The organism is Enterococcus sp. AZ048, assembly GCF_051715125.1.
Classification (GTDB): Bacteria; Bacillota; Bacilli; order Lactobacillales; family Enterococcaceae; genus Enterococcus_A; species Enterococcus_A gilvus.
The window spans coordinates 678,006-698,610 of record NZ_JBIOTD010000002.1; the positions used below are offsets into that span (position 1 = coordinate 678,006).

Here is a 20,605-nt window from a genome sequence, read left to right on the forward strand (position 1 = left end):
TATAATTGGTCTAGGAGGTTGCCATGAGAACATTACTTGATGTACTACAAATTCCACGTTTTTCTGATTTGACGTTACTTACAGAGCCCTCGTTCGCTAAATTGCCGCTAGATAGTATCGAGATCAGCGAGACACCGGACATTTCTTTTTATATACCGGAGAATACGTTTCTTTTGACCACCGCGATGATTTATCGTGACGATCAAACGAAGCTATTTGAGCTGATCGATTCGCTGCAAGAAAAAAATGCGGCTGGTTTGGGGATCAAGATCGGGCGTTTTATCGATGCCATTGATCAGCGAGTGATCGATTATGCCAATAAGGTAAAATTTCCGATCGTTCAAATCCCGCTTTCCATTCCTCTGGGGAGTCTTCTCCACCAGATGCTCAACTTTTTATGGGATAAAAAAGCCGAACAGTTAAACTATGCACTGGACATCCAGCGGCGTTTTTCAAATATGCTGGTCAACGATGTCAGTATGGCGCGTTTTATCGCTGACTTTGGCCGTCTGATCAAGACGCCCGTCATTCTGGTCGATCCTTATAAACGGGTGCAGGCGTCGTCGAAACATTTTTCGAATACATCGAAACCCGCCGAATATTACATTGATCAATTAGAGCAGCTAGATCCTGATTTTGTAAAAAAGAAAAATGATTCCGTTTTAATCAATGATCTCGATCAAAAAGCCTTTTTGGTTTCTTATTTTTCAGTAGAACCCAATCATTATTTTCCGCATTCTCTCGTTGTTCTGAATTCTGAAAAAATTCCGTATCCTGTCTCGAATTTTGCTTTGGAGCAGGCGACATTGGTTTTGTCTTTCATGCTTTATAAGAACCAGAAGATCCAAGAGTCCTTTGATGCACTGAAGACGGATTTTTTCAACCGAATGATCGAGATTCAACAGGAGCCGAATCAGGAACCTCGAGACTGGCTCGACCTTGGTAGAACTTACGGATTAGTCAAAGCACGCCATTACCGGGTGATCTACGCCGCTTGCCAACAAAGCGACCTGGATCATTCGCGAATCAAATTCCAAGAAGAAGTGAGTGAATTAAGCTTCAATTGGCTAAATGACAAGCTTTCCCACCATATCCGCGATGTTTCCTTATTCAAAATGAAGGACCCTGCTCACTTTGCGATCGTTAGTCAGCATAAGGAAGAACAACTCGCGGACATTTTAGAAAATGTCGCGACAGATCTATCCCAGCGATTGAATATCCAACTGCAATTCGGCTTAGGAAATGTGTATGCCTCCATCGAGGACATTGGAAAATCCTTCATCGAAGCCAAAACGGCATTTGAAGAAATGCATCTGCTCTCGAAAGTACCGATGATCTACCAATACCAGCAAAAAGGGATGCGCAGTCTCTTTGAAAAAATGGGCCATTCAGACATCACGTATTTTTGCGAAATTTCTTTGAAGGAACTTGCCTATCCAAAAGAACCTGCAATGATCGAATTACGTAAAACATTGAAATATTATTTAGATTATCAATGCGAGATTGCTCGGACAGCAAAAGCGCTGTTCGTTCACCGAAATACGATCAAATATCGAATCGAACAATGTAGCTCGATCATTGGAAAAAATGTCCACGATCCCGGTGTCAGTCTCGATTTACGCCTGGCTCTGGAGCTTTCGGAAGAAAATAATACATGAAACAGCGTAAGGTACAAGAATTGCCGGATGATTATCCCACAATTCTTGTACCTGCTTTGCCCAATAACGCTTGGTCCGCTTCTTCCAGAGCACAAATAATCGCGGTTTTCCCTTGACGCGCAAAATTAATGGCTGCTTCGATTTTTGGTCCCATGCTGCCGTCAGCAAAGTGACCGTCCTGAAAATGTTTCTGAGCGGTTTCTGGCGTAATGGTCTCTAATTTTTCTTGATTTGGTTTTCCATAGTTAATGTAGACATTGCTGACATCGGTGAGCATCATAAATACATCTGCGTTCACCTGTTCTGAGAGCTTCTTGCCCGTGTGGTCTTTGTCGATCACCGCTTCGATCCCGCTTAAAAGACCATTTTCTTTTCGTGATACAGGGATACCTCCGCCGCCACCGGCTACGACGATCGTGTTTTGGTTCAACAGATTGACGATCGAATTCACTCCATGAATCGCTAAAGGCTTAGGCGATGGCACGACACGACGGTACCCGCGGCCCGCATCTTCCGCCATATTCCAATTCCGTTCCTTCGACATTTTCTCCGCCTCTTCTTTTGAATAAAAGACACCAATCGGTTTCGTCGGTTTTTGGAAGGCTTCATCTTCAGCAGAAACTTCTACTTGTGTCAACAAGGTGACCACGTCACTGGTCAAACCTTCTTCTTCGATTTTATTTTTGATGGTTTGCTCCATTAAATAGCCGATAAATCCTTGAGACTGTGCATTACACACGTCCAAAGGAAACGGTGGGACTACATCTTTCGCTTCTTCATTTTGTCGCAAAATATTCCCCACCTGCGGCCCATTTCCATGAGTCACCAAGATTTGATAATCCAGCTTTTCAACCTTTGCGATCATTTCAGCGCTCGTTTCGATGTTTTTCAACTGCGCTTCCACGGTTTCTTCCTGACCTGGTTTCAATATTGCGTTGCCACCAAGGGCCATAACTACCCGATTTGCCATTTTTTTCCTCCTTCATATCCCGTTTCTTTTTCGTTATCGCCCTTCTCATTCGCCGCGATTCGCGTTGCCTCACGGCGTTCGTTTCTAAAATAATTAAGCGTTCTGGAAAATCCTGCCAAAAAATCAGCCCCCGATGTATGACCCGTCTGCAATACCAATTGAATTGCCGGTTCTAATTCGCCGGTGATTTCGCTGACCGCCTTCAGCAACTGTAGGATGGACTGGTTGAAACGCTGGTCCAATACGCATAAAAGATAATGCTTGCTTACGTCCGTTGTCAGATCAGCTACAGAGAGCAGCTTCGTTCTCAAGTAGGTCTCTAATTTCGTGTCCCTATTGTCTAAAATTAGTCGGGCAGCCAAATATCCAATGAGCATATCGTCTCCTGAAGGCGTCAGCCCCGGCCCCCGACCAATCAAAAAATGAAGGGCTTTGCGCTGATGAGGCAAAGAATCTGAACAAAGAGCATCGATTGCCTTGGTGAAGTCATTTCCACTGTCAAACACCGTCGATAAGGGTTCCTGATACCCGGTCGGCTTCTTCACTTTTTTCAAAGAGAAACTATATTCTTTCCAACCTTCAGCAGTCAGTCCGCCAGTCGACACGTAATGAGAGGTATATTCCCGTGTCGGTGATACGACCAGTTGTCTTCCGGCGATTCGTAAGATCCTGTTTTGCATGATCAGCGGATCGCCGACGCGGACTTCCGAGAGCAATTGTTCAAAATCAGATGCCTTTAGATAAATTCCATTGGGGACAGCCGCCGTTTGTTCAGTCGAAATGACCGCCAATCGTTGACTGGTTTCATCCTGAATATTGAAGCTATGGTTAAATTTGCTGTGGACGTGCCACCGGCTTTTTAAAATCGATTGCTCAAGGATTTCCCGATCCGAGCAGCAGGCCTCTATCAGCATCGCATTTCTCTCCTTTATTCGTTGAATCCTAGTTTCTTTGCATAGGCTAGAACGGCTTTTTCAAAACAATCAATCGGCGGTGTCACTGTTCCCGCACCGATTTGTCCCTTTCCAGCCTTCTTATTCGCGATTCCCGTATTGATGACTGGCAAGATGCCCGTTTCAACAACTTTTCTCGCATCGATACCTAAGCAGATCCCTTTGAAATGCCACGTAGGAACAGGGAAATTCGGATTGCTGTCGATACAGATTTCCGTCATCTCATTGCTGGTGTTCAAGGCATCATAAAAGCCGCCTGAACCGACGAATCGCGTCACTGCCGGAGCAGCGATCATCGCCATGCCGCCAACACCAAAGGTTTCTGTAATTGCACTATCTCCCATGTCTGGTGAAGCATCGGCTTCGCTGAATCCTGAGAAGTACAGACCTTTCGGCGTGTTCACAGGACCAGTGAACCATTCATCCCCCATCCCTGCGATTCGAATACCAAATTCATGCCCGTTCCGGCACATGGCTGTCACGATAGTCCCTTCTTGAATTTTCCGAGCCCCATCCATGACTGCTTTGGCTGAAGCCATCATGATGTTCAAGAAGAATTGATCCGTATCCGCCAAGAACTGAATGACCTCTTGTTTCTCTTCCTCGAACTCTTTTAATGAGACGATCGCAGGCGCAACTTCCTTCAAGAAAGCCAATGATGCCGCGATGTTCCGTTGGTGGAACTCATCCCCCATCGAAATCGCTTTGGCAACTAAGACATTGACATTCAAGCCGTTATCCATCGTTTTTAATGCTGCGCTTAGAACTGGTCCCAGCGTATTTTTCATCCAATGCAGACGGTTGACGACTTCTTCAGAATAAGCACCAAAACGTAAGACTGCTCCAATGCCTTCATTCATTGTGCAATAGGCACGATTGCCGTCCGTTTTATTTTCGACGACCAATACAGCCATATTGGCAGAGGTGATGCCCCCCATCGGCCCTACTGCATCCACATGATGGCAAGGAATCAGAGTGACTTCGCCAGACTCTAACTGCTGCCGAACCTCTTCCTCTGTTTCGCCCCATCCTTCAAACAGCGCGGCGCCGACACAGGCCCCTTGAATCGGGTCGATCATTTGGTCGTAACGAATCGGTGGTCCAGCATGTAACAAGACCTTGCCTTCATTTAATTCAGAAATCACGGTTTTCGCAGGTACTACATCTAATAAGAAAGGAGAACCGGCTACAATTTTTGCGGCGACCGCTTGGTTTGCTTCATCAATTGTTTTGTACACTTTTCATTCTCCTCCTAATTCAATTCCGCTTTATTCAAAAACTGCAATGCTTTTTGCAAGGTTGGATTTCCGCCAGCAACTGGCTGCCAGTCAAATTGAACGGCTTTGCCATGATGACTGATGATCGCGTCAGAAAAACTCCGCAGACCAATGTTTATAAATGCCTCATTCGTAAGCAAACGCATCATTTCTTTAGAAGGTGCGATTTGCGGGTTGCTGCTGGTTTTTTTCGGTAAAACAGTTCTTTCTGGAAGCGTCAATGGGTGTCCTAACATAACTAATGCCAGCTTGACCGCTTGCGCATTGCTCGTACATAAAATCGTTCCAGCTTCTTCTAAAATCGCCTTTTGTTCTTCCATGTTTTGCGGATCTTCATCCGTCCCGACGATCGTTGCTATAACTGCCAATTCACGCCCTTCGGAGGCGGCTTTTTTCTTGATTTCTTTGATTGTTGGAGCCAATTCTTTTGCCATATTTTCATGGGAACCATAGCCTAGAACATCATCCAGCAAGATCACGGCAGTCGTTGCTTCGTCTGCGGCTTGGGCCAGCATTTCTTGTCGCTTGCTTGGATCGATCATCGGGTGCGGTTTTCCTTGTGTGTAGATGTCGTCTCCCAAATCAATGATCTCGTGGACGCCATCCTTTAAGATAAAGCCAGCCTCTGTTTCCTGATCTTCCTTCAGCCCTAGCGCTCGTTTCATTAGCATCGCTGCTTCATAGGCCAACGTTCCGCCAGAATAAAGCCCTTTGATCCCTGTTTGTCCTGAGACAAATGAATACCCTGGATTTTCCAGTTCATCCGACTTCACTGCGACCTTCTCCTCTTCCATCAGTTGAACGGCGATTTCAGCAGCTTCTTCTAATGTATAGGCTCTATAAAGATTCTCTTCATGATCGGTCGGTTCTTCGCCTAAGAAAATCGTAACAACTGGTTTTGAAGCGCTTCTCAATAGATCAAGCACCTCATCCCGTACGCTTGGTGCAGGTGGTTTGGAAATAACGACGATCACTTTTGTCTCTGGATCTTTTTCCAATGTTGCGACACTGTCCTTCAGCGTGATACCGCCAACTTCAGCTTTTAAATCGCGCCCGCCGGTTCCGATCGCATTGGTCACGCCGCCGCCTAATTTATGAATCAAGGTCGTTACTTCTTGAATCCCTGTTCCAGAGGCCCCGACAACGCCGATACTCCCTTTGCGAACTGCGTTGGTAAAGGCTACAGGAATGCCATTGATGATTCCCGTCCCGCAGTCTGGACCCATTAATAGCAGACCTTTTTCATGAGCCAGTTTTTTTAAACGAACTTCATCTTCCAGTGCGACGTTGTCACTAAAACAGAAGACGTGCTTGCCTTCGTCCAACGCGTGCTCGATCTCGCCTGCCGCATGTGTTCCTGGAATTGAGAAAACAGCTACATGAGCATCTTCGCCAAGCGCTATCGCTTTGTCCCATGTTTTTACTGTTTCTGTCCCTTTTTCATTGCCGCCCTTGCTTTGCTCCGCTAAGAATTCATCAATTGTGCTCAACACATTTTGGATCAATTGTTCCTCTGTTTCCTGGATGTCTAAAACGATCGCCATGTCATTTGAGGACACCTCTTCAAGTTCGGATGTATATAAGCCACCTGTTTTGAAAATATCTTTATTTGCTGGTGTTCCCATCATAACGGACGCCTTGTTCACGCCATCTAGCGTATTTAATCGATTCGTTAACAACATTAATACGATCGAATCTTGATAACTGTTTTTTTGAATAATCGTGTGTAACACGTGATTCCCTCACTCTCTGTTAGTTGGTTGCAAAACTCCCAGTTTCTCCATATTGATCAAAATGGATCGTATCACTTTCCAAATAGTCTACTACCTTCCTCGCCACAGGAATTCCTTCAGAGGAGTATTCCTCATACTTGATCTGATTGGTTTCTCCTGGGTAATAGACTTGCTTAAAGCCAGCAGCTGGAGCGATGCTATGCAATTCTTCAATCATGGTTTCAATACTGTGCTTAAAACTTGCCAAATCAGTAAAGCGTCGTGGATCAATCAAAATAAATAATTGTCCGAGGTTGCGTTTTTCCGTTAGGTCACTATACATAGAAGAAACGTTTTTTCCGAAAGGCAGACCTAGCAGCATACCTGATAACACATCTACCATCATCATCAAACCAAACCCTTTTGGTCCAGCCATTGGCAATAAACCATTGACCTCATGAGGATTCGTTGTTGGTTTCCCGTCCGCATCCACTGCCCAAGTATCAGGAATATCTTGGTCTTTTGAACGTGCATCTAAAATTTTCCCCCACGCTTGAACCGTTGTTGCCATATCAAAAACAACCGGTGCGCCATGTTCCCTAGGTGCTGCAAAAGCGATCGGATTCGTTCCAAAATAGTTTTCCGAACCGCCAAAAGGAACGACCATGGGATCTGACTGGCACATTGAAATAGCGATGAGGTTTTCTTCTGCGGCTCGCTTTACATAATACGAAAGTGCGCCGCAATGACTGATCCGCTTCACACCAACGATTGCTGCACCAGATTCTTTTGCCTGATCGATCGCATATTCTAACGCCTGAAGCGCCACGAATTGCCCGACACCATTGTCTCCATGAACGATTCCTGTACTTGCGCCAGTTCGTTCAAAGGTGATTTTAGGATCAAGTGTCACGCCGCCTTTCGCGATTCGTTCGGCATAATAATCCACGCGAACAGCCCCGTGGGAGTGGATACCACAAGCATCCGCAAATACCAAATGCTCCGCCACAGTATCGGCATGGCCTTCTCTTAATCCGGCACGCATTAATTTATTTTGAATCAACTCATGTAATCTTGCTGGTTGAACGATCATTGTTTCTTCCATAATAAAAACGACTTCCTTTATTTAAATTTCAGGATCACGATTGCAGTCCTTCGAATAGACATATTTTAAAGGCTCTTTCCGCCCAACAGCATACGCTGCCTGATGAACATAAGCACTCATGAAAATGTAGTCGCCTTTTTCGACAGGCAGCCAGTCATTATCCAAGTTGTACATTCCTTTTCCAGAGAGCAGGTACGCCCCATGTTCTTGATAATGGGTCTCGATATACCCATGACTAGCTCCTGGTTCAAACGACAGGATATGGAAATTCATATCGAAGCCAAGATCCTTCGGCAGAAAATCCCAAAGTAACACATCTTTCATGCCTTCATATTCGATCGGTTCCATTTCATTCACGTTCCCGACGACTTTATAAGCGCTGTAGCCCTCTAATGGTTGATAGCGTTTCTTATATAGGAAGAACTCGGTGTCTTCCTCTTGTGCATTTGCTAAATACATTTTTTCTCCTGCGGGTAAATACACATAACCGCCCGAAGCGACCGTATGACTTTCCTTGCTGTCGCTGACTGTCAGCTTGCCGTCGATCACGTAGACCAACGTTTCGATGCCTTCTCCGCCAAAGCCGCGTTCATTTTTTCCTTCTTTATGGAATGTCATGATGTAATCAACAAAGCTTGCACCAAGTTTTGTTGACCCCAATATAGAACAATCGCAATTCTCAAATCCCGGGATCACATTGTTTACCAATCCGTCGTGAGGAAGAACTGCATAATTATTTTTATTGATCACTGCTCTTGATTCTAATAACCCTTCGATATAGCCAGTATTGTTATTCTTGTACCCCATCTTTTTTCCTCTTCCCTACTCTTTGTATGCCAGTTCATATAATGCTTGCGCCAGTACTTCGACTCCGGCAACCAAGTCTGCCGAATCTGTCGCTTCTGCTGGATTATGGCTGATTCCTTTGATGCTTGGCACAAAAATCATTGCTGTCGGATAATGCGGCGCAATCACTTGAGAATCATGGCCTGCACCACTGTGCATCACTTTATAGCTCTTTTCTTTCGCTTTTGCTGCTTCTTCGACAACGGCAACAACCGCTTCATCCATTGGAACTGGCGTTTCATCCATCCAAAGGTCGATATCTAATTCTAAGTCCAGCTCTTTTGCGACTTCTTTCATGTACGCTTCTGCCTCTTTCGTGAATTTGCTTAACGCATCCACGTCTGTATGGCGGCAATCCATCGTAAATAGGACTTCGCCCGGCACGACATTTACTGTATTTGGTTTAGGCTCGACCTTGCCGAAAGTAACCACGAGAGGATCCCCTTCTGCAAAGGCACGATCGATAATTTCTGAACAAATTTTTGAGAATCCGTACACAGCGTCACGACGATAGCCCATCGGTGTTGTTCCAGCATGGTTGGCCTCACCCTTTAAAACAAAGGTATAACGCTTCTGGCCCGCGATATTGTTCACGACACCGATTTGCAGTTTTTCATTTTCTAAAACATTTCCTTGTTCAATGTGGATCTCAACAAACGCTTTGATATCCTCTCGCCGTTTCTTCGCGTCATCCGCAAAGTCAAACCCTTGACGACGCATTTCATCTATAAATTTCAATCCTTCAGAATCGGCGATGGCTTCCACCTGTTCTCTGGAGGCTTCACCTACAAAGTTTTTACTTCCCCAAAAAACTGTAGGAAAACGACTGCCTTCTTCTTCTGCCATAGAAATGACCTCTAAGGAACGCAGAGGCTGACCATAAGTTTCCAATAAGTGCTGAACAGCAAGATAAGCGGCCATTACGCCAAATTGCCCATCTAACGTACCGCCATTGACAACGGTATCAATATGGGAGCCAGAAAGAATCGTTTCCTCTGGGTATTTTGTACCATCAACGCGTCCAAATAAATTTCCAATCGCGTCGTAGGACGTTTCTAGTCCAATTTCCTGCATTTTTCCTTCAACAAACTTCTGCGCCTCTAACCACGAATCTGAATAGAGCAACCGTGTCATACCGCCTGTTGGATCACTACCTATTTGTGACAATTCGTGGATATTCTTATCTAAACGCTTTTCTAAAGTCATTTCATGAACCTCCTTCAGTTGTTAATTCAATTGTAAACGCTAATACTGCTAACATCATTGTTCAAAAGTTACAAAAATCTGTATCATTTTGTGCTAAAGTGCTGTTAAATCTTTTAAAATGTTTTCTATAATTGATACAGAAAGAAGGGATTTTATGCCTACTCAACCACTCATTTACACCATTGAGGCTTCGCTTTCCTTGAAGGCGTCCTTTTATCAAACAAAGAATCCTCATCCGAAGAATGCGACACTTCTGTATTTGCATGGCGGGGGGTTTCTTTTTGGCAGTCGTGACGATCTGCCCCAAACGTATCTGGATCTTTTTCTGGAAAATGGCTTCAATGTCTTGGCCTTTGATTATCCTCTTGCACCGGAAACACCGTTGAGAGAAATTCTTCATTGCTTAGAAGACGTGGTCACATGGTTTTTAGCTCATTTCCAAACGACACTTGATTTATCGGAACCAGATTTTTTCCTATTTGGACGCTCTGCAGGCGGTTACTTAGCTTCTATTTTAACTGCCAATAATTATGAACACCAACGAGGCCTGATCCGTTTTTACGGATACCATCATTTTGAACATCCAGCATTTACTTTACCCAATACTTACTATCACCGCTTTCCAAAAGTTTCCCCATTAGAAGCGCAGCAATTGATTCAGGACCATCCCGTAGCGGATCAGCCGCTAGAAAAAAGATTTCCTCTCTACCTTTCCGCGCGACAATATGGGAATTGGCTGAGTTATCTGGGACCACTTACCGAAGAGCTGTCCCTCAGCACGACGCAATTGACACACTTTCCTCCAACTTTTATCGTCCATTGCACGGATGATCCTGATGTCCCGATAGCTTCATCCCGTGAATTGTCGAAGGCTGTGTCCAATAGTGAATTTCTGGAACTACACGTGGCAGAACATGATTTTGATCGGGAAAAAAATCCGATTGCTGACGATGTGTACCAAAAATTGAGAGCATGGCTATTTAAAACTACTTAGTCAGATAAAAAAACGTTCCAATTCTACTACCTATATAATAGTAGAATTGGAACGTTTTGGTTTCATTCCTGATAAAGTGACTCTCCCTCAATCCGCAAAGAAATCGCTGGAAATTTGAGACAAGCCCTTATTCAGCGAACTTGTTTTTGTGATCGTAACGATCGTAATGAATCGCGTCACTCGTTAAGTATTCATAAATGTCATCAACGATTTCAATACCGTTTTCCTCGTAATTTTTCTCCCGCATTCTTCCACGTTCCCCAGGATAATTTACTTCTTTGAAGCCTGCGCTGGGGGCGACAGTTTTCAGCTCATCCAGCATCGTAGAAATCGTCTGTTTAAATGGTTCCAACCCAACAAAAAATTCTGGATTTATGACAATATGCAACTGCCCTAGTTCTCTTCCTTTTGAAAGATCATGATACATCGAGGATACATGTTTCCCAAACGGAACGCCTAATAGCACCCCGGATAAGACATCCACCATCATCATCAACCCATAGCCCTTTGCTCCTGCAATCGGGACTAAAGCATTGACCTTCGTCGAATCTGTCGTCGGATTCCCTTGTTCATCCACCGCCCACGTATCCGGGATCGATTCTTTACGAGAACGCGCGTGTAAAATTTTCCCCCACGCCTGAACCGTCGTTGCCATATCAAAAGTAATGATTCGTTCGTCGTTGCTTGGTGCCGCAAACGCGATCGGATTGGTTCCAAAGAAAGGCTCGCTCCCGCCGAAAGGCACCACCATAGGATCGGATTGGCAAACCGATACCGCAACCATATCATTTTCCGCGGCCCGTTCGACATAATACGCCAAAGCGCCACTATGAGAAATATTTCTAATACCGATCACAGCGATCCCTGTTTCCTTAGCAATCTCGATCGCTTGATCCATTGCTTTTTCCGCTGCTACAAACCCTGAACCATTATCACCTTCAAAAATTCCGCAGCTTGGACCCGTTTTTGAAAAATGAAATGCCGGATTTTGTGTGATTCCCCCTTTGGCGATCCGTTCTGAATAATATTCGACACGCATCGCTCCGTGCGAGTGAATTCCCCTTGCGTCAGCAAAAGTCAGTACATCACTAACGATCTCCGCTTGCTCCTCAGGTAATCCCGCTTGATGAATCTTATCTTTAATTAATTGATGCAGCTCCGTCTTTGTTACTTTCATCTCTTTCACCTTTTTCTCTTTTATTTTGATTGTCTGGACACACGTTTTCATTCCTATCGTAAGGGTTTTCCAGACACTATACACTGTTCAAAGTGCACAAAAAACAAAACGAATTTAGTGGTTTTAAATGCCCAAAGATACTTAACCTTTTCAAAAAATCAAGAGTGATTCAAACACAAAAAAAGTTGACAAGAACTCAAAGAGCGTTCCCGTCAACTTTTTTATGTTTCAGTTATTCTTTTAGAAAATAATCACTTTCTGACCCAGCATTACCAAAGGTCAAACACCTTAAAAGCTATGATTTTTCTCAGCTATTTGTTTTTTAACCATTTTAACGAAGGCTTGCTTATCCATTTTTTGGATTTCTTGAGATCCGCGTTTTCGAACAGCAAATTCGGCGCCATTCATTTCATGATCCCCGATAACTAAACTATACGGTGCTTTTCTTAATTCGGCTTCGCGGATCTTTTTACCTAATTTTTCGTTGCGGACATCCTTCGACACGCGAATGCCGTTTTCTTGGAACTCTTGATAAAGAACATCCACATAGTCGTTATGCTTCTCTGCGACTGAGAGCAATTCTACCTGCTTCGGTGCCAGCCAAACAGGGAACGCACCGGCATAATGTTCGATCAAAATACCAAAGAAGCGATCTAACGACCCAAATACTGCACGGTGAATCATCACAGGGCGCTGTTTTTCATTGTTTTGATCAATAAAGCTTAGATCAAATTTTTCTGGCATTTGAAAATCCAGTTGAACAGTCGCGCATTGATGGCTGCGATTGAGGGCATCCTTGATATGAATGTCGATTTTAGGGCCATAAAACGCGCCGTCCCCTTCATTGATCGCGTAGTTATAACCGAGGCTGTCTAATACTTCTTTCAATGAATTTTCCGCCTTGTCCCACATCGCGATTTCGCCCATAAAATCATCTGGACGCGTAGACAATTCCACCGAATATTCAAAGCCAAACACTTTGTACACCTCATCAATGATTTTTAATGCCAACGAAATTTCTGCCTTGATTTGATCGGGACTAACGAAAATATGCGCATCATCTTGGCAAAATGTCCGAACCCGAAGCAGCCCGTTTAACGCGCCACTGAATTCATGCCGATGGACCTGACCAAATTCAGCCATTCGAATCGGTAAATCCCGGTACGAGCGAACATCATCTTTATAAATCATGCAGTGTCCCGGACAGTTCATGGGCTTCAACGCATAGTCCTGATTATCCACTTTTGTAAAGTACATGTTATCTTTATAATGATCCCAATGCCCTGAACGTCGCCACAACCGTTCATTCATGATCAAGGGCGTTTTTACTTCATCGTAGTCATATCTCGTTTGCAATTCCCGCAAGAATTTTTCTAGTTCGTTACGAACTGTTTGCCCGTTCGATAGGTAAAAAGGCATTCCCGGTGCTTCTTCAGAAAACATAAACAACTTCAATTCTTTGCCCAGTTTTTGATGACTGCGCTTTTCTGATTCCTCTAAGAAAGCCAGATATTCCGCAAGATCATCCTTTGAAGAAAAAACAACGCCATTCACCCGCTGAAGCATCTCATTGTCTGCATTTCCTTGCCAATACGCACCAGAAACCTTTAACAATTTGAAATTCTTAATAGGCTTCACATCCAAAGCAAACGGTTCTTTTGAAAAAGTGATCCCCTCGCCAAATTGATAAATACATCCGCGATCCTCTTCAGGAAGCGCCTCTAGCAGCTCTAATTGTAGATCGTTGTCTTTGAAAATCGCTTTCGCTTCCTTGACCGAAACAATTTCCTTACTGATCTGATTGTTATTTTTTTGAAGAGCCTTCATGTCTTGCTCGATTTCTTTAAATGTTAAAATACTCAATGACTGATCCAAACGCATATCGACAAAAAAGCCGTGCTCATCTAGCATTATTTCAGAAATAACCGCTTTTTTATAACGTTTCTTTATCGCTCCGCTGAAAACCAAACCGATACTTCTGCGCATTGCAGCTAGACCCTCTTGACTGTCTTTTCCATAAAACGAAACATGGCTGGGATGGTCAATGGGTGAAAACAAGTCCAACAACGTACCGTCGATACTCCCAATCACTGCCTCTGCATTCATTTCTTTCGCTACTTCGTGCAATGTAGTGCCTGCCACCACCATTTTCTTGCTTCCATTTGGAAATACGACTTCAACTTCATTGTTTGACATACTTGTTCAACTCCATTCTCTCTTTTATAAAAAACAATATAAAAAAACACGTCCCCTAAAAAAGGGACGTGTTCGATTAACGTGTTACCACCCATGTTCCCAAGAAAATTTCACAGAAATATTTTCTCGGCTCATTGCGATATTATAACGTATATCATGCGACCAGTCTTTTGCTGATTTCTCTAAGGGAGTAACGCCAAAATTTCTACTAGAAGCTCACAGCCAAGGCTTCATTCTCTGAAAGTATCTCCTGATGGAATCCTATCCTTATCATTGCGTTTTGTTATTCAATTGATTGTTGCTAGAGTACTCCCATAAAATTTGAAAGTCAAGGGAAAATAAAAAATTATTTTTCGCGCCACAGTTTGATGTGTGATACAAAAAAGCCCCGTCCTACTCAAAGGCACGAGGCTAAAAATATCTATACAAACCAAACAAGGTATCTTCAATCATACTTTCCGTTATTACTAAAAACAAAATATAACAACAATCCTGCTCCGATCAATGCACAGACTGCGCCTAGAAAAGGCACGATCCGTCCCATTTCCGTTACAGTCATTTATATGGCACCGCCAACAAATAGAAATCCTGCTGCAATGAGATTTTTCATAACGACCTCCTATTAAAAAACATATGGGAGACACTTTATTTTTTCCTGACTGTCATTCTGGAATCTTCTTACATTGTACCTTGCAAACCTCATGGAAGACAACAAAGGTGCTTTGTGTTTGATACGATAACAAGCTGTCAATAAAGGAAGGTCTGACTAAGTCACTTCCCTTAAGCAGCCCTTGATTCTTCCTTCACCTCATCCTCAATACCCAAATGACTATTGTCCTCACTTTTATTACATAACGGTAGACTCGCTTTGTAAAGTATCACAATTGTTTTTAAGCCTGGCGTTTCACTCGATAGTCAAACAGGTTCAACGTCTTCTTTAATTCAACATATACTAGCGGGATAAATGACAGTCCTATGACAAAGAGCCATTGAATGGGCTGCAGTGCGGTCAAGCCAAGAATGTTCGCTGTTTGCGGAAGGGTCGCTGCTAAAATAAGCACAGCTCCACCGAGTAAGGTCGTTCCTACTAACAATTTATTTCCTGCTAAGTCCAGCTTGAAGATTGATTCACGGCTGCGGCAATTGTACATGTGTACGATTGTGGTCAAGCCCATCACGAGAAAGGTCATCGTGGTCGCTTGTTCACCATTCGGCAGCCCGTGATTGAAGGCTGCGGTGTGTCCAACGAAAATCGTCAGCAGGGTCACCGCGGTAAAGACGATTGAGATTTCTATGATTTTGCTCAATAACCCATTGTTGAAAATGCTGGCATTTCGGTCGACTGGCTGCTGGCGCATCACATCTTTTTCTGCTGGCTCCACTGATAAACTAAAACCGGGGATGCCATCCGCGACAACTTTGATAATCAATAATTGAATCGCTGTAACAGGAGCTCCTAGACCCATTATCAACGAGATCAACACGATCGTCAGGGCAGAAATATTGCAGCCAAGCATGGCATACAATGATTTCCGAATATTGGCATACACGCGTCGGCCTTCTTTTACCGCCTCAACGATCGTCGCAAAATTATCGTCTAGCAGCACCATATCGGAGGCTTCCTTGGCAACTTCTGTTCCGCCGCCCATTGCGATCCCGACATCGGCCGCCTTCAACGCGGGAGCGTCATTGACCCCATCACCTGTCATGGCGACCGTCTCGCCATTCGCTTGCAAGGCCTTCACGATGCGGATCTTATCTTCTGGCGAGGTTCGGGCAAACACCCGGTATTCCCCGATCACTTCTGCCAAATCCTCCTCGGATAGTTTTCCTAATTCGGCACCTGTCATCGCTTTTTTTCCCGGTTCCAAAATCCCGACATCGGCGGCGATTTTTTTCGCTGTAAGCAAGTGATCCCCCGTGATCATGACGGGGCGAATCCCAGCTTTTTTCGCAATTTGAACCGCTTGGTAGCTTTCTTTTCGTGCAGGGTCGATGATTCCAATAAAGCCTAAAAAGTGCAGCTCTGTTTCCAATTCTTCACTGGTAATTTGAGTCGGCAATTCCTCGTATTCCTTCACCGCAACACCTAAGACACGGTACGCTTGCGCGGCGAGGTCATCGTGACACTCTTGAAAATCTGCGCGCGCCTCTTGAATAGGCAAACGGTCAAATGCCCCTTTTGTAACAGACAAATAAGAATCTCCTTTTTTATAAAGGACCGTCATTTTCTTTCGTTTTGAATCAAAAGGAAGTTCGTCGATCCTTTCGTATTGCCTCAACAATGTGTTCAGCTTTTCTCCGCCAAAGGTTGTTTCGGCTGCTTGTTTAATGGCTTGCTCTGTTGGGTTTCCGTGGCTTCCCTGTTCTTCGGAGAGGTTGCTGGCTAAATAAAAGTGCAGCAGCAGCGCCTCTTTAGCTCCCGAGGTCTGTTCTGTTAAAACTGGAACCACCTTTTTGACCGTCATCTGATTTTCCGTGATGGTCCCAGTCTTATCCGAACAAATCACTGAGACGTTCCCAATCGTTTCCACCGCTGCTGGCGTTCGTATGATCGTGTTCTTTTTCGCCATGTTTCGAATACCAAAAGACAGCGAGATCGTGACCACGACCGGCAGCACTTCAGGAATCGCCGCCACCGCCATCGAGATCGCTGTCATGATGGCAATCTCAAGCGAATAGCCTCTGATCAGGCCAATCAGGATCGCAAGCACTGCCGCACCGATCGCGACCCCGCCTAGCACTTTGCCGAGTTTTTGCATTTTCACCTGTAAAGGCGCCTGCATCGGCTGCTCTTCTGTCAGTAAATCCGAGATTTTCCCGATCTCCGTGGCCAATCCCGTCGTCTCAACGATGGCTTCGCCTCGACCACTTACCACCAACGACCCAGAAAAAACGTTATTTTTTAAATCTCCGATAGTATCTGCCGCAGCCGGTTGATAGTCTGCCTCTTTCTCACTCGGTTCACTCTCACCGGTTAAAAAAGATTCATCGATCAATAAATTTTTACTAGTGATCAAGGTGGCATCCGCCGAGACACGATCCCCCAGCTCAAGCAGCAGGCGATCTCCAGGCACCACTTCTGTACTTTGAATGACTGTCAATTGCCCATCGCGATAAACTTTTGTTTTAGGAATGCTGAAGCGTTTCAATTCATCCATCGATTTTTCTGCTTTCTTTTGTTGGCGAATAGACAAGAACAGATTCAAGAGAACGATCCCGAAAATCACGATGGGTTCAGAAAAATTGTCAGGATGATTTTTCAACGCGACATAGATCGAAAGTACCGTCGCAATCACTAAAATAATAATCGTGATATCCTTCAGCGCAGACAACAAATAGGTCCAAAACCCGTTCTTTTTCCCCTGTTCGATCGTGTTGGGTCCATATCTTTCCAACCGCTCCGCAGCTTCTTGTTGTGTGAGTCCTTTCCCCTGTTGCTTCTCTGTTTCAATCAGTTTCTTTTGCATGCCTAAATCCCTCCCAAATAAACAAAAAAAGTCAGTCAAACGAACCATTAAAGCCTACGGTTCGTTTGGCTGACTTTTTATCCTACTGTTCCGGCGAACAATAGCGTCGTCAAATATTTTAATAATTTGTATTCTGTCACACTTTTCAAAAGAAGGCAAGGGGTGTCCTTCAGAAAATAAAAAATCCTCGTGGCTATTTCTCTGTCTAAAGGCCTTTATTGAGTGTCAAAATTGCGGTTCCGCGCGGTTTTCCCGTATACTTAAGAGACGTACACTAAAAAGGAGAACTTGATCCATGCCGATTCTACAAGAAAATATCGCTAATTTTGCGGTTATTATAGGTTTTATCACGATTCATCTGGCATCACGCTTTTTTTTACTGGAAAAAGTCAACGTAGAAGTGATGATGTCTGTTGCTGCAGGGGTGGGCGTGTCTTACGCCATTCTGCATTTACTGCCGCAGCTCGCGTACTCACAAGGCGTGCTGATCGATTCTTTCGGCTGGGAAGACGGTGTTCATGCGACCCACGCCATTTATGGCATCGTTCTTCTTGGACTGGTCGTTGCCCATGTCATGGATAAGCTGGACGAACGAAACTTTCACATCGTGGAGAAAAAGGATCTCACCAGCGCTGAAGTGGCCTATTTCTGGTCTGACGTTTCATTTTATGCGGTGTACAATGTGATGATCGGATACCTTGTTATCGCAAATACCTTTTCCGAGCGCTTTTACGTCCTGACGTATTTCATCGCCTTTGGCCTGCATTTTCTAATGAACGATTGGTCCTTGGCACATCATCATGGAAAAATTTATCAGAAAAAAGGGCGTCTTATGTTATCTCTCAGCATTTTACTTGGCGCCCTGCTCTCTATCATGCTGCCGCTCCCCTATTTCCTGTTGGTTTCCATCGAGGCCTTTATCACTGGGGCGATGCTAATGAACATCATCAAATTCGAGCTGCCGGATGGTGACGAAGGAAGTATCAAAGCCTTTTTAGCGGCAACGATCGTTTCAGGAGTGCTTTTTGTGTTTATCTAAAAAAATAACCCTTGCTTCCTATAAAAAACAGCTCGACTTTTGTCGAACTGTTTTTTTATTATTACCTTGTTCTTACCATCTTCCGCGTTTGAGTCGCGCCTTGTTGATGTATCGCTTGGCATCATCAGGGATTCGCGCGGGGGAATCATCGATGTCTTCTTCCCAAGGGTACAGACCCTCTTCGTTCTTTTGGTAATTTTTAAGCTCGTGGTCAGCTTGGTGCGCTTGTTTGTGCGTTTTCTTTCTTCGACTATGTGTGACCGCATAAGCCACACCGATCATTACTAACGCGATAAATCGAATAAACCCTACCATATGATCCCTCCTAATTCGTGTGCAGACGGTAGTTTATCAAACCAGATAAGAAATGCTCCGCGTCGTCGATCCGCATTCGAAAGCGGTCATGTCGGGCAAAAAAGCCATAATTGATCGTCGCTGGTTCTTTGAAAAATTGAGCGAATTCAGGGAACATGACGCCTGTTATCAATTCGTGTCGAACGCGTTTTACCATGACTCTGTTGATCCGATCCTTCACTTCAATAAAGTCTTTTTCCTCTTGAAAAAGCGTATGTTTCATGTCGCTTTCGGCTAACTTATCCATCATTTTTGAAGCAGCCACTAGCAGCTCTAGCATCGTCGGATAAGCGGTGTCGCGCCTGTCGATGAAGCGAAGGTTGCCAAGTGCATTATCCAAGCCAAATTGGTAATACGCTTTCTTTTCCTTGAATCGCAACAACTCATTCGTTGCGTAACTCAGCCAATGATCGTGGTATTTTTGATAGTCATTCGCGATAAAGGCAGCCATCAGATCCTCACAAATATGCATGATCCTCGCTTCTTTAAAAATCCCATACGCCCGCAGCAGTGCAAAAAGAATCTCCCCGTCATAATACACGATGCGAAACGCTTCTTTAATTTCCAATGCTTCATCCAGCACATGGATCGTGCGATTTTGGGCGGTAATGAATTTTTCTTTAACAGAAACGATCAATTTTTGTAAAAAGGAATGAAACTGCGAATCGCCTGTCACCTCTGTGTATTTAGCAATTGCCAAAATCGCCGTCGCTTGAGCACCAAGCTTGTATTCGACGGTTTTACTCAAGGGCTCCATGACCAGGGTATAGCCGTCAACGGTAGAAGTCAGATGGGTGATGCCCCAATGGATTCCCTGTTCTATTTTTGCGCATAATGCTTGATCCGATTTATACTCAGCGGCCTCAGCCAGTGCATAAAGGGATGAGAAATGCCGCACCGAATTATAGCCTTTGATTCGTTGATCGTAGCAAGGATAATACCCGTAAATAAATTGTCCTGTAGGCATCAGTTGCTTTTCTAAATACTCGGAGCCTTTTTCAATGACTGAATCTGTTATTTTATTTAAATTTGAAACCGTCACCTCACGCACCCGATTGCCATTGCCATAGTCCGTTAGCGGGTAAACGTTTCCCTCTTCGAAATAGAAAGCCTTCGTTTTGAAGAGGAAAATTGCTGCTCGCTCCAATTCCTTTGTTTGGGCATTTGATCGTTTGTATTTGCGTTTCATGTATCCGCGGAAATTTTGTTCATTGATCGTTAATTCAGGCAGATTATAGCCGACTCTATGGTCTTTACTCGGTTTCAAAAGTGCATTTCCAACCAGCTCTTCCATTAAAAAGCTATACTGACCCGGCTGTTCCCAACGAAAGTTGAAATCACCATAATTGTTTCTTTTTATAGAAGAAATTCGTTCGTTTAATTGCGAGTACGCGATCGGTTCTTCTTCTGTAACGATGTCGATCCGAAAATAGCTCGCTGAATCTAACCTGTTTTTACTATAATGTGATAGAAAGCTTGTCCAAGCGGCTTCATACGTATCGCCATAGAATTCACTCACCTGTCCCCGTTCCGTAAAATTTCCGACACTAAGAATTATGGTCGGTTGCAAATTCTCTGACTGTAAACCAGCAAGATAATCCTCGACTTCCTTTAATTGATGTTGACTCGTTTGAACAGCCATCCTATC

At 44.2% G+C, this 20,605-nt stretch carries 15 protein-coding genes; 3 read left to right on the forward strand and 12 right to left on the reverse strand.

Translation table 11 applies throughout. The annotated features are described in order from the left end of the window. Nucleotides 1–23 precede the first annotated feature (23 nt). The gene (locus IGI66_RS17055) at nucleotides 24–1,658 is read left to right on the forward strand and encodes a PucR family transcriptional regulator (protein ID WP_010778685.1); all 1,635 of its coding nucleotides are present in this window, start codon (nucleotides 24–26) and stop codon (nucleotides 1,656–1,658) included. Nucleotides 1,659–1,689: 31 nt separating this feature from the next. Here IGI66_RS17055 and arcC read toward each other — a convergent pair whose 3' ends face one another. Genes arcC through allC form a run of 7 tightly spaced genes read right to left on the reverse strand, consistent with a single transcriptional unit; the run spans nucleotide 1,690 to nucleotide 9,727 of the window. Continuing rightward, on the reverse strand, nucleotides 1,690–2,628 hold the full coding sequence (gene arcC, locus IGI66_RS17060; protein ID WP_114525951.1) for a carbamate kinase: 939 nt from the start codon (nucleotides 2,626–2,628) through the stop codon (nucleotides 1,690–1,692). Continuing rightward, nucleotides 2,613–3,542 (reverse strand): DUF2877 domain-containing protein, encoded by a 930-nt coding sequence (locus IGI66_RS17065; RefSeq protein ID WP_438849700.1) that lies wholly within the window; start codon nucleotides 3,540–3,542, stop codon nucleotides 2,613–2,615. The genes arcC and IGI66_RS17065 overlap by 16 nt, the downstream gene beginning before the upstream one ends. A gap of 14 nt (nucleotides 3,543–3,556) precedes the next feature. Continuing rightward, the gene (locus IGI66_RS17070; protein WP_438849701.1) at nucleotides 3,557–4,819 is read right to left on the reverse strand and encodes a DUF1116 domain-containing protein; all 1,263 of its coding nucleotides are present in this window, start codon (nucleotides 4,817–4,819) and stop codon (nucleotides 3,557–3,559) included. Nucleotides 4,820–4,833: 14 nt separating this feature from the next. Then, on the reverse strand, nucleotides 4,834–6,591 hold the full coding sequence (fdrA, locus tag IGI66_RS17075; protein WP_438849702.1) for an acyl-CoA synthetase FdrA: 1,758 nt from the start codon (nucleotides 6,589–6,591) through the stop codon (nucleotides 4,834–4,836). Between the two features lie 19 nt (nucleotides 6,592–6,610). Continuing rightward, nucleotides 6,611–7,675 carry an ureidoglycolate dehydrogenase gene (gene allD / locus IGI66_RS17080; RefSeq protein WP_438849703.1) on the reverse strand — a complete coding sequence of 355 codons (1,065 nt, stop codon included), beginning with the start codon at nucleotides 7,673–7,675 and terminating at the stop codon, nucleotides 6,611–6,613. A 21-nt stretch (nucleotides 7,676–7,696) separates the two neighbouring features. Beyond that, entirely contained in the window at nucleotides 7,697–8,482 is a 786-nt protein-coding gene (gene allE / locus IGI66_RS17085; protein ID WP_438849704.1) for a (S)-ureidoglycine aminohydrolase, read from the reverse strand. Between the two features lie 15 nt (nucleotides 8,483–8,497). Next, nucleotides 8,498–9,727: an allantoate deiminase gene (gene allC / locus IGI66_RS17090; protein ID WP_438849705.1), complete on the reverse strand. Its 1,230-nt coding sequence runs from the start codon at nucleotides 9,725–9,727 to the stop codon at nucleotides 8,498–8,500. A 154-nt stretch (nucleotides 9,728–9,881) separates the two neighbouring features. Here allC and IGI66_RS17095 point away from each other — a divergent pair, with 154 nt between their 5' ends. Further along, nucleotides 9,882–10,721, forward strand: coding sequence for an alpha/beta hydrolase (locus IGI66_RS17095; protein ID WP_438849706.1), 840 nt, complete (start codon nucleotides 9,882–9,884; stop codon nucleotides 10,719–10,721). Between the two features lie 127 nt (nucleotides 10,722–10,848). Here the strand turns inward: IGI66_RS17095 and allD (IGI66_RS17100) are convergent, their stop codons facing one another. From allD (IGI66_RS17100) to IGI66_RS17110, 3 genes are all read right to left on the reverse strand, one after another. Then, nucleotides 10,849–11,898, reverse strand: a complete 1,050-nt coding sequence (allD, locus tag IGI66_RS17100; protein WP_010778694.1) for an ureidoglycolate dehydrogenase — start codon at nucleotides 11,896–11,898, stop codon at nucleotides 10,849–10,851. Nucleotides 11,899–12,186: 288 nt separating this feature from the next. Continuing rightward, the gene (thrS, locus tag IGI66_RS17105) at nucleotides 12,187–14,094 is read right to left on the reverse strand and encodes a threonine--tRNA ligase (protein ID WP_438849707.1); all 1,908 of its coding nucleotides are present in this window, start codon (nucleotides 14,092–14,094) and stop codon (nucleotides 12,187–12,189) included. Between the two features lie 890 nt (nucleotides 14,095–14,984). Further along, nucleotides 14,985–17,564, reverse strand: a complete 2,580-nt coding sequence (locus IGI66_RS17110) for a cation-translocating P-type ATPase (RefSeq protein WP_438849708.1) — start codon at nucleotides 17,562–17,564, stop codon at nucleotides 14,985–14,987. A gap of 295 nt (nucleotides 17,565–17,859) precedes the next feature. Here IGI66_RS17110 and IGI66_RS17115 point away from each other — a divergent pair, with 295 nt between their 5' ends. After that, entirely contained in the window at nucleotides 17,860–18,603 is a 744-nt protein-coding gene (locus tag IGI66_RS17115; protein ID WP_438849709.1) for a hypothetical protein, read from the forward strand. Nucleotides 18,604–18,675: 72 nt separating this feature from the next. On the opposite strand, the gene IGI66_RS17120 is transcribed toward IGI66_RS17115, so the two are convergent. Both IGI66_RS17120 and IGI66_RS17125 read right to left on the reverse strand, forming a co-directional pair. Beyond that, nucleotides 18,676–18,918 (reverse strand): hypothetical protein, encoded by a 243-nt coding sequence (locus IGI66_RS17120; protein WP_438849710.1) that lies wholly within the window; start codon nucleotides 18,916–18,918, stop codon nucleotides 18,676–18,678. Nucleotides 18,919–18,928: 10 nt separating this feature from the next. Beyond that, the gene (locus IGI66_RS17125; RefSeq protein ID WP_438849711.1) at nucleotides 18,929–20,599 is read right to left on the reverse strand and encodes a hypothetical protein; all 1,671 of its coding nucleotides are present in this window, start codon (nucleotides 20,597–20,599) and stop codon (nucleotides 18,929–18,931) included. Nucleotides 20,600–20,605: the final 6 nt, after the last annotated feature.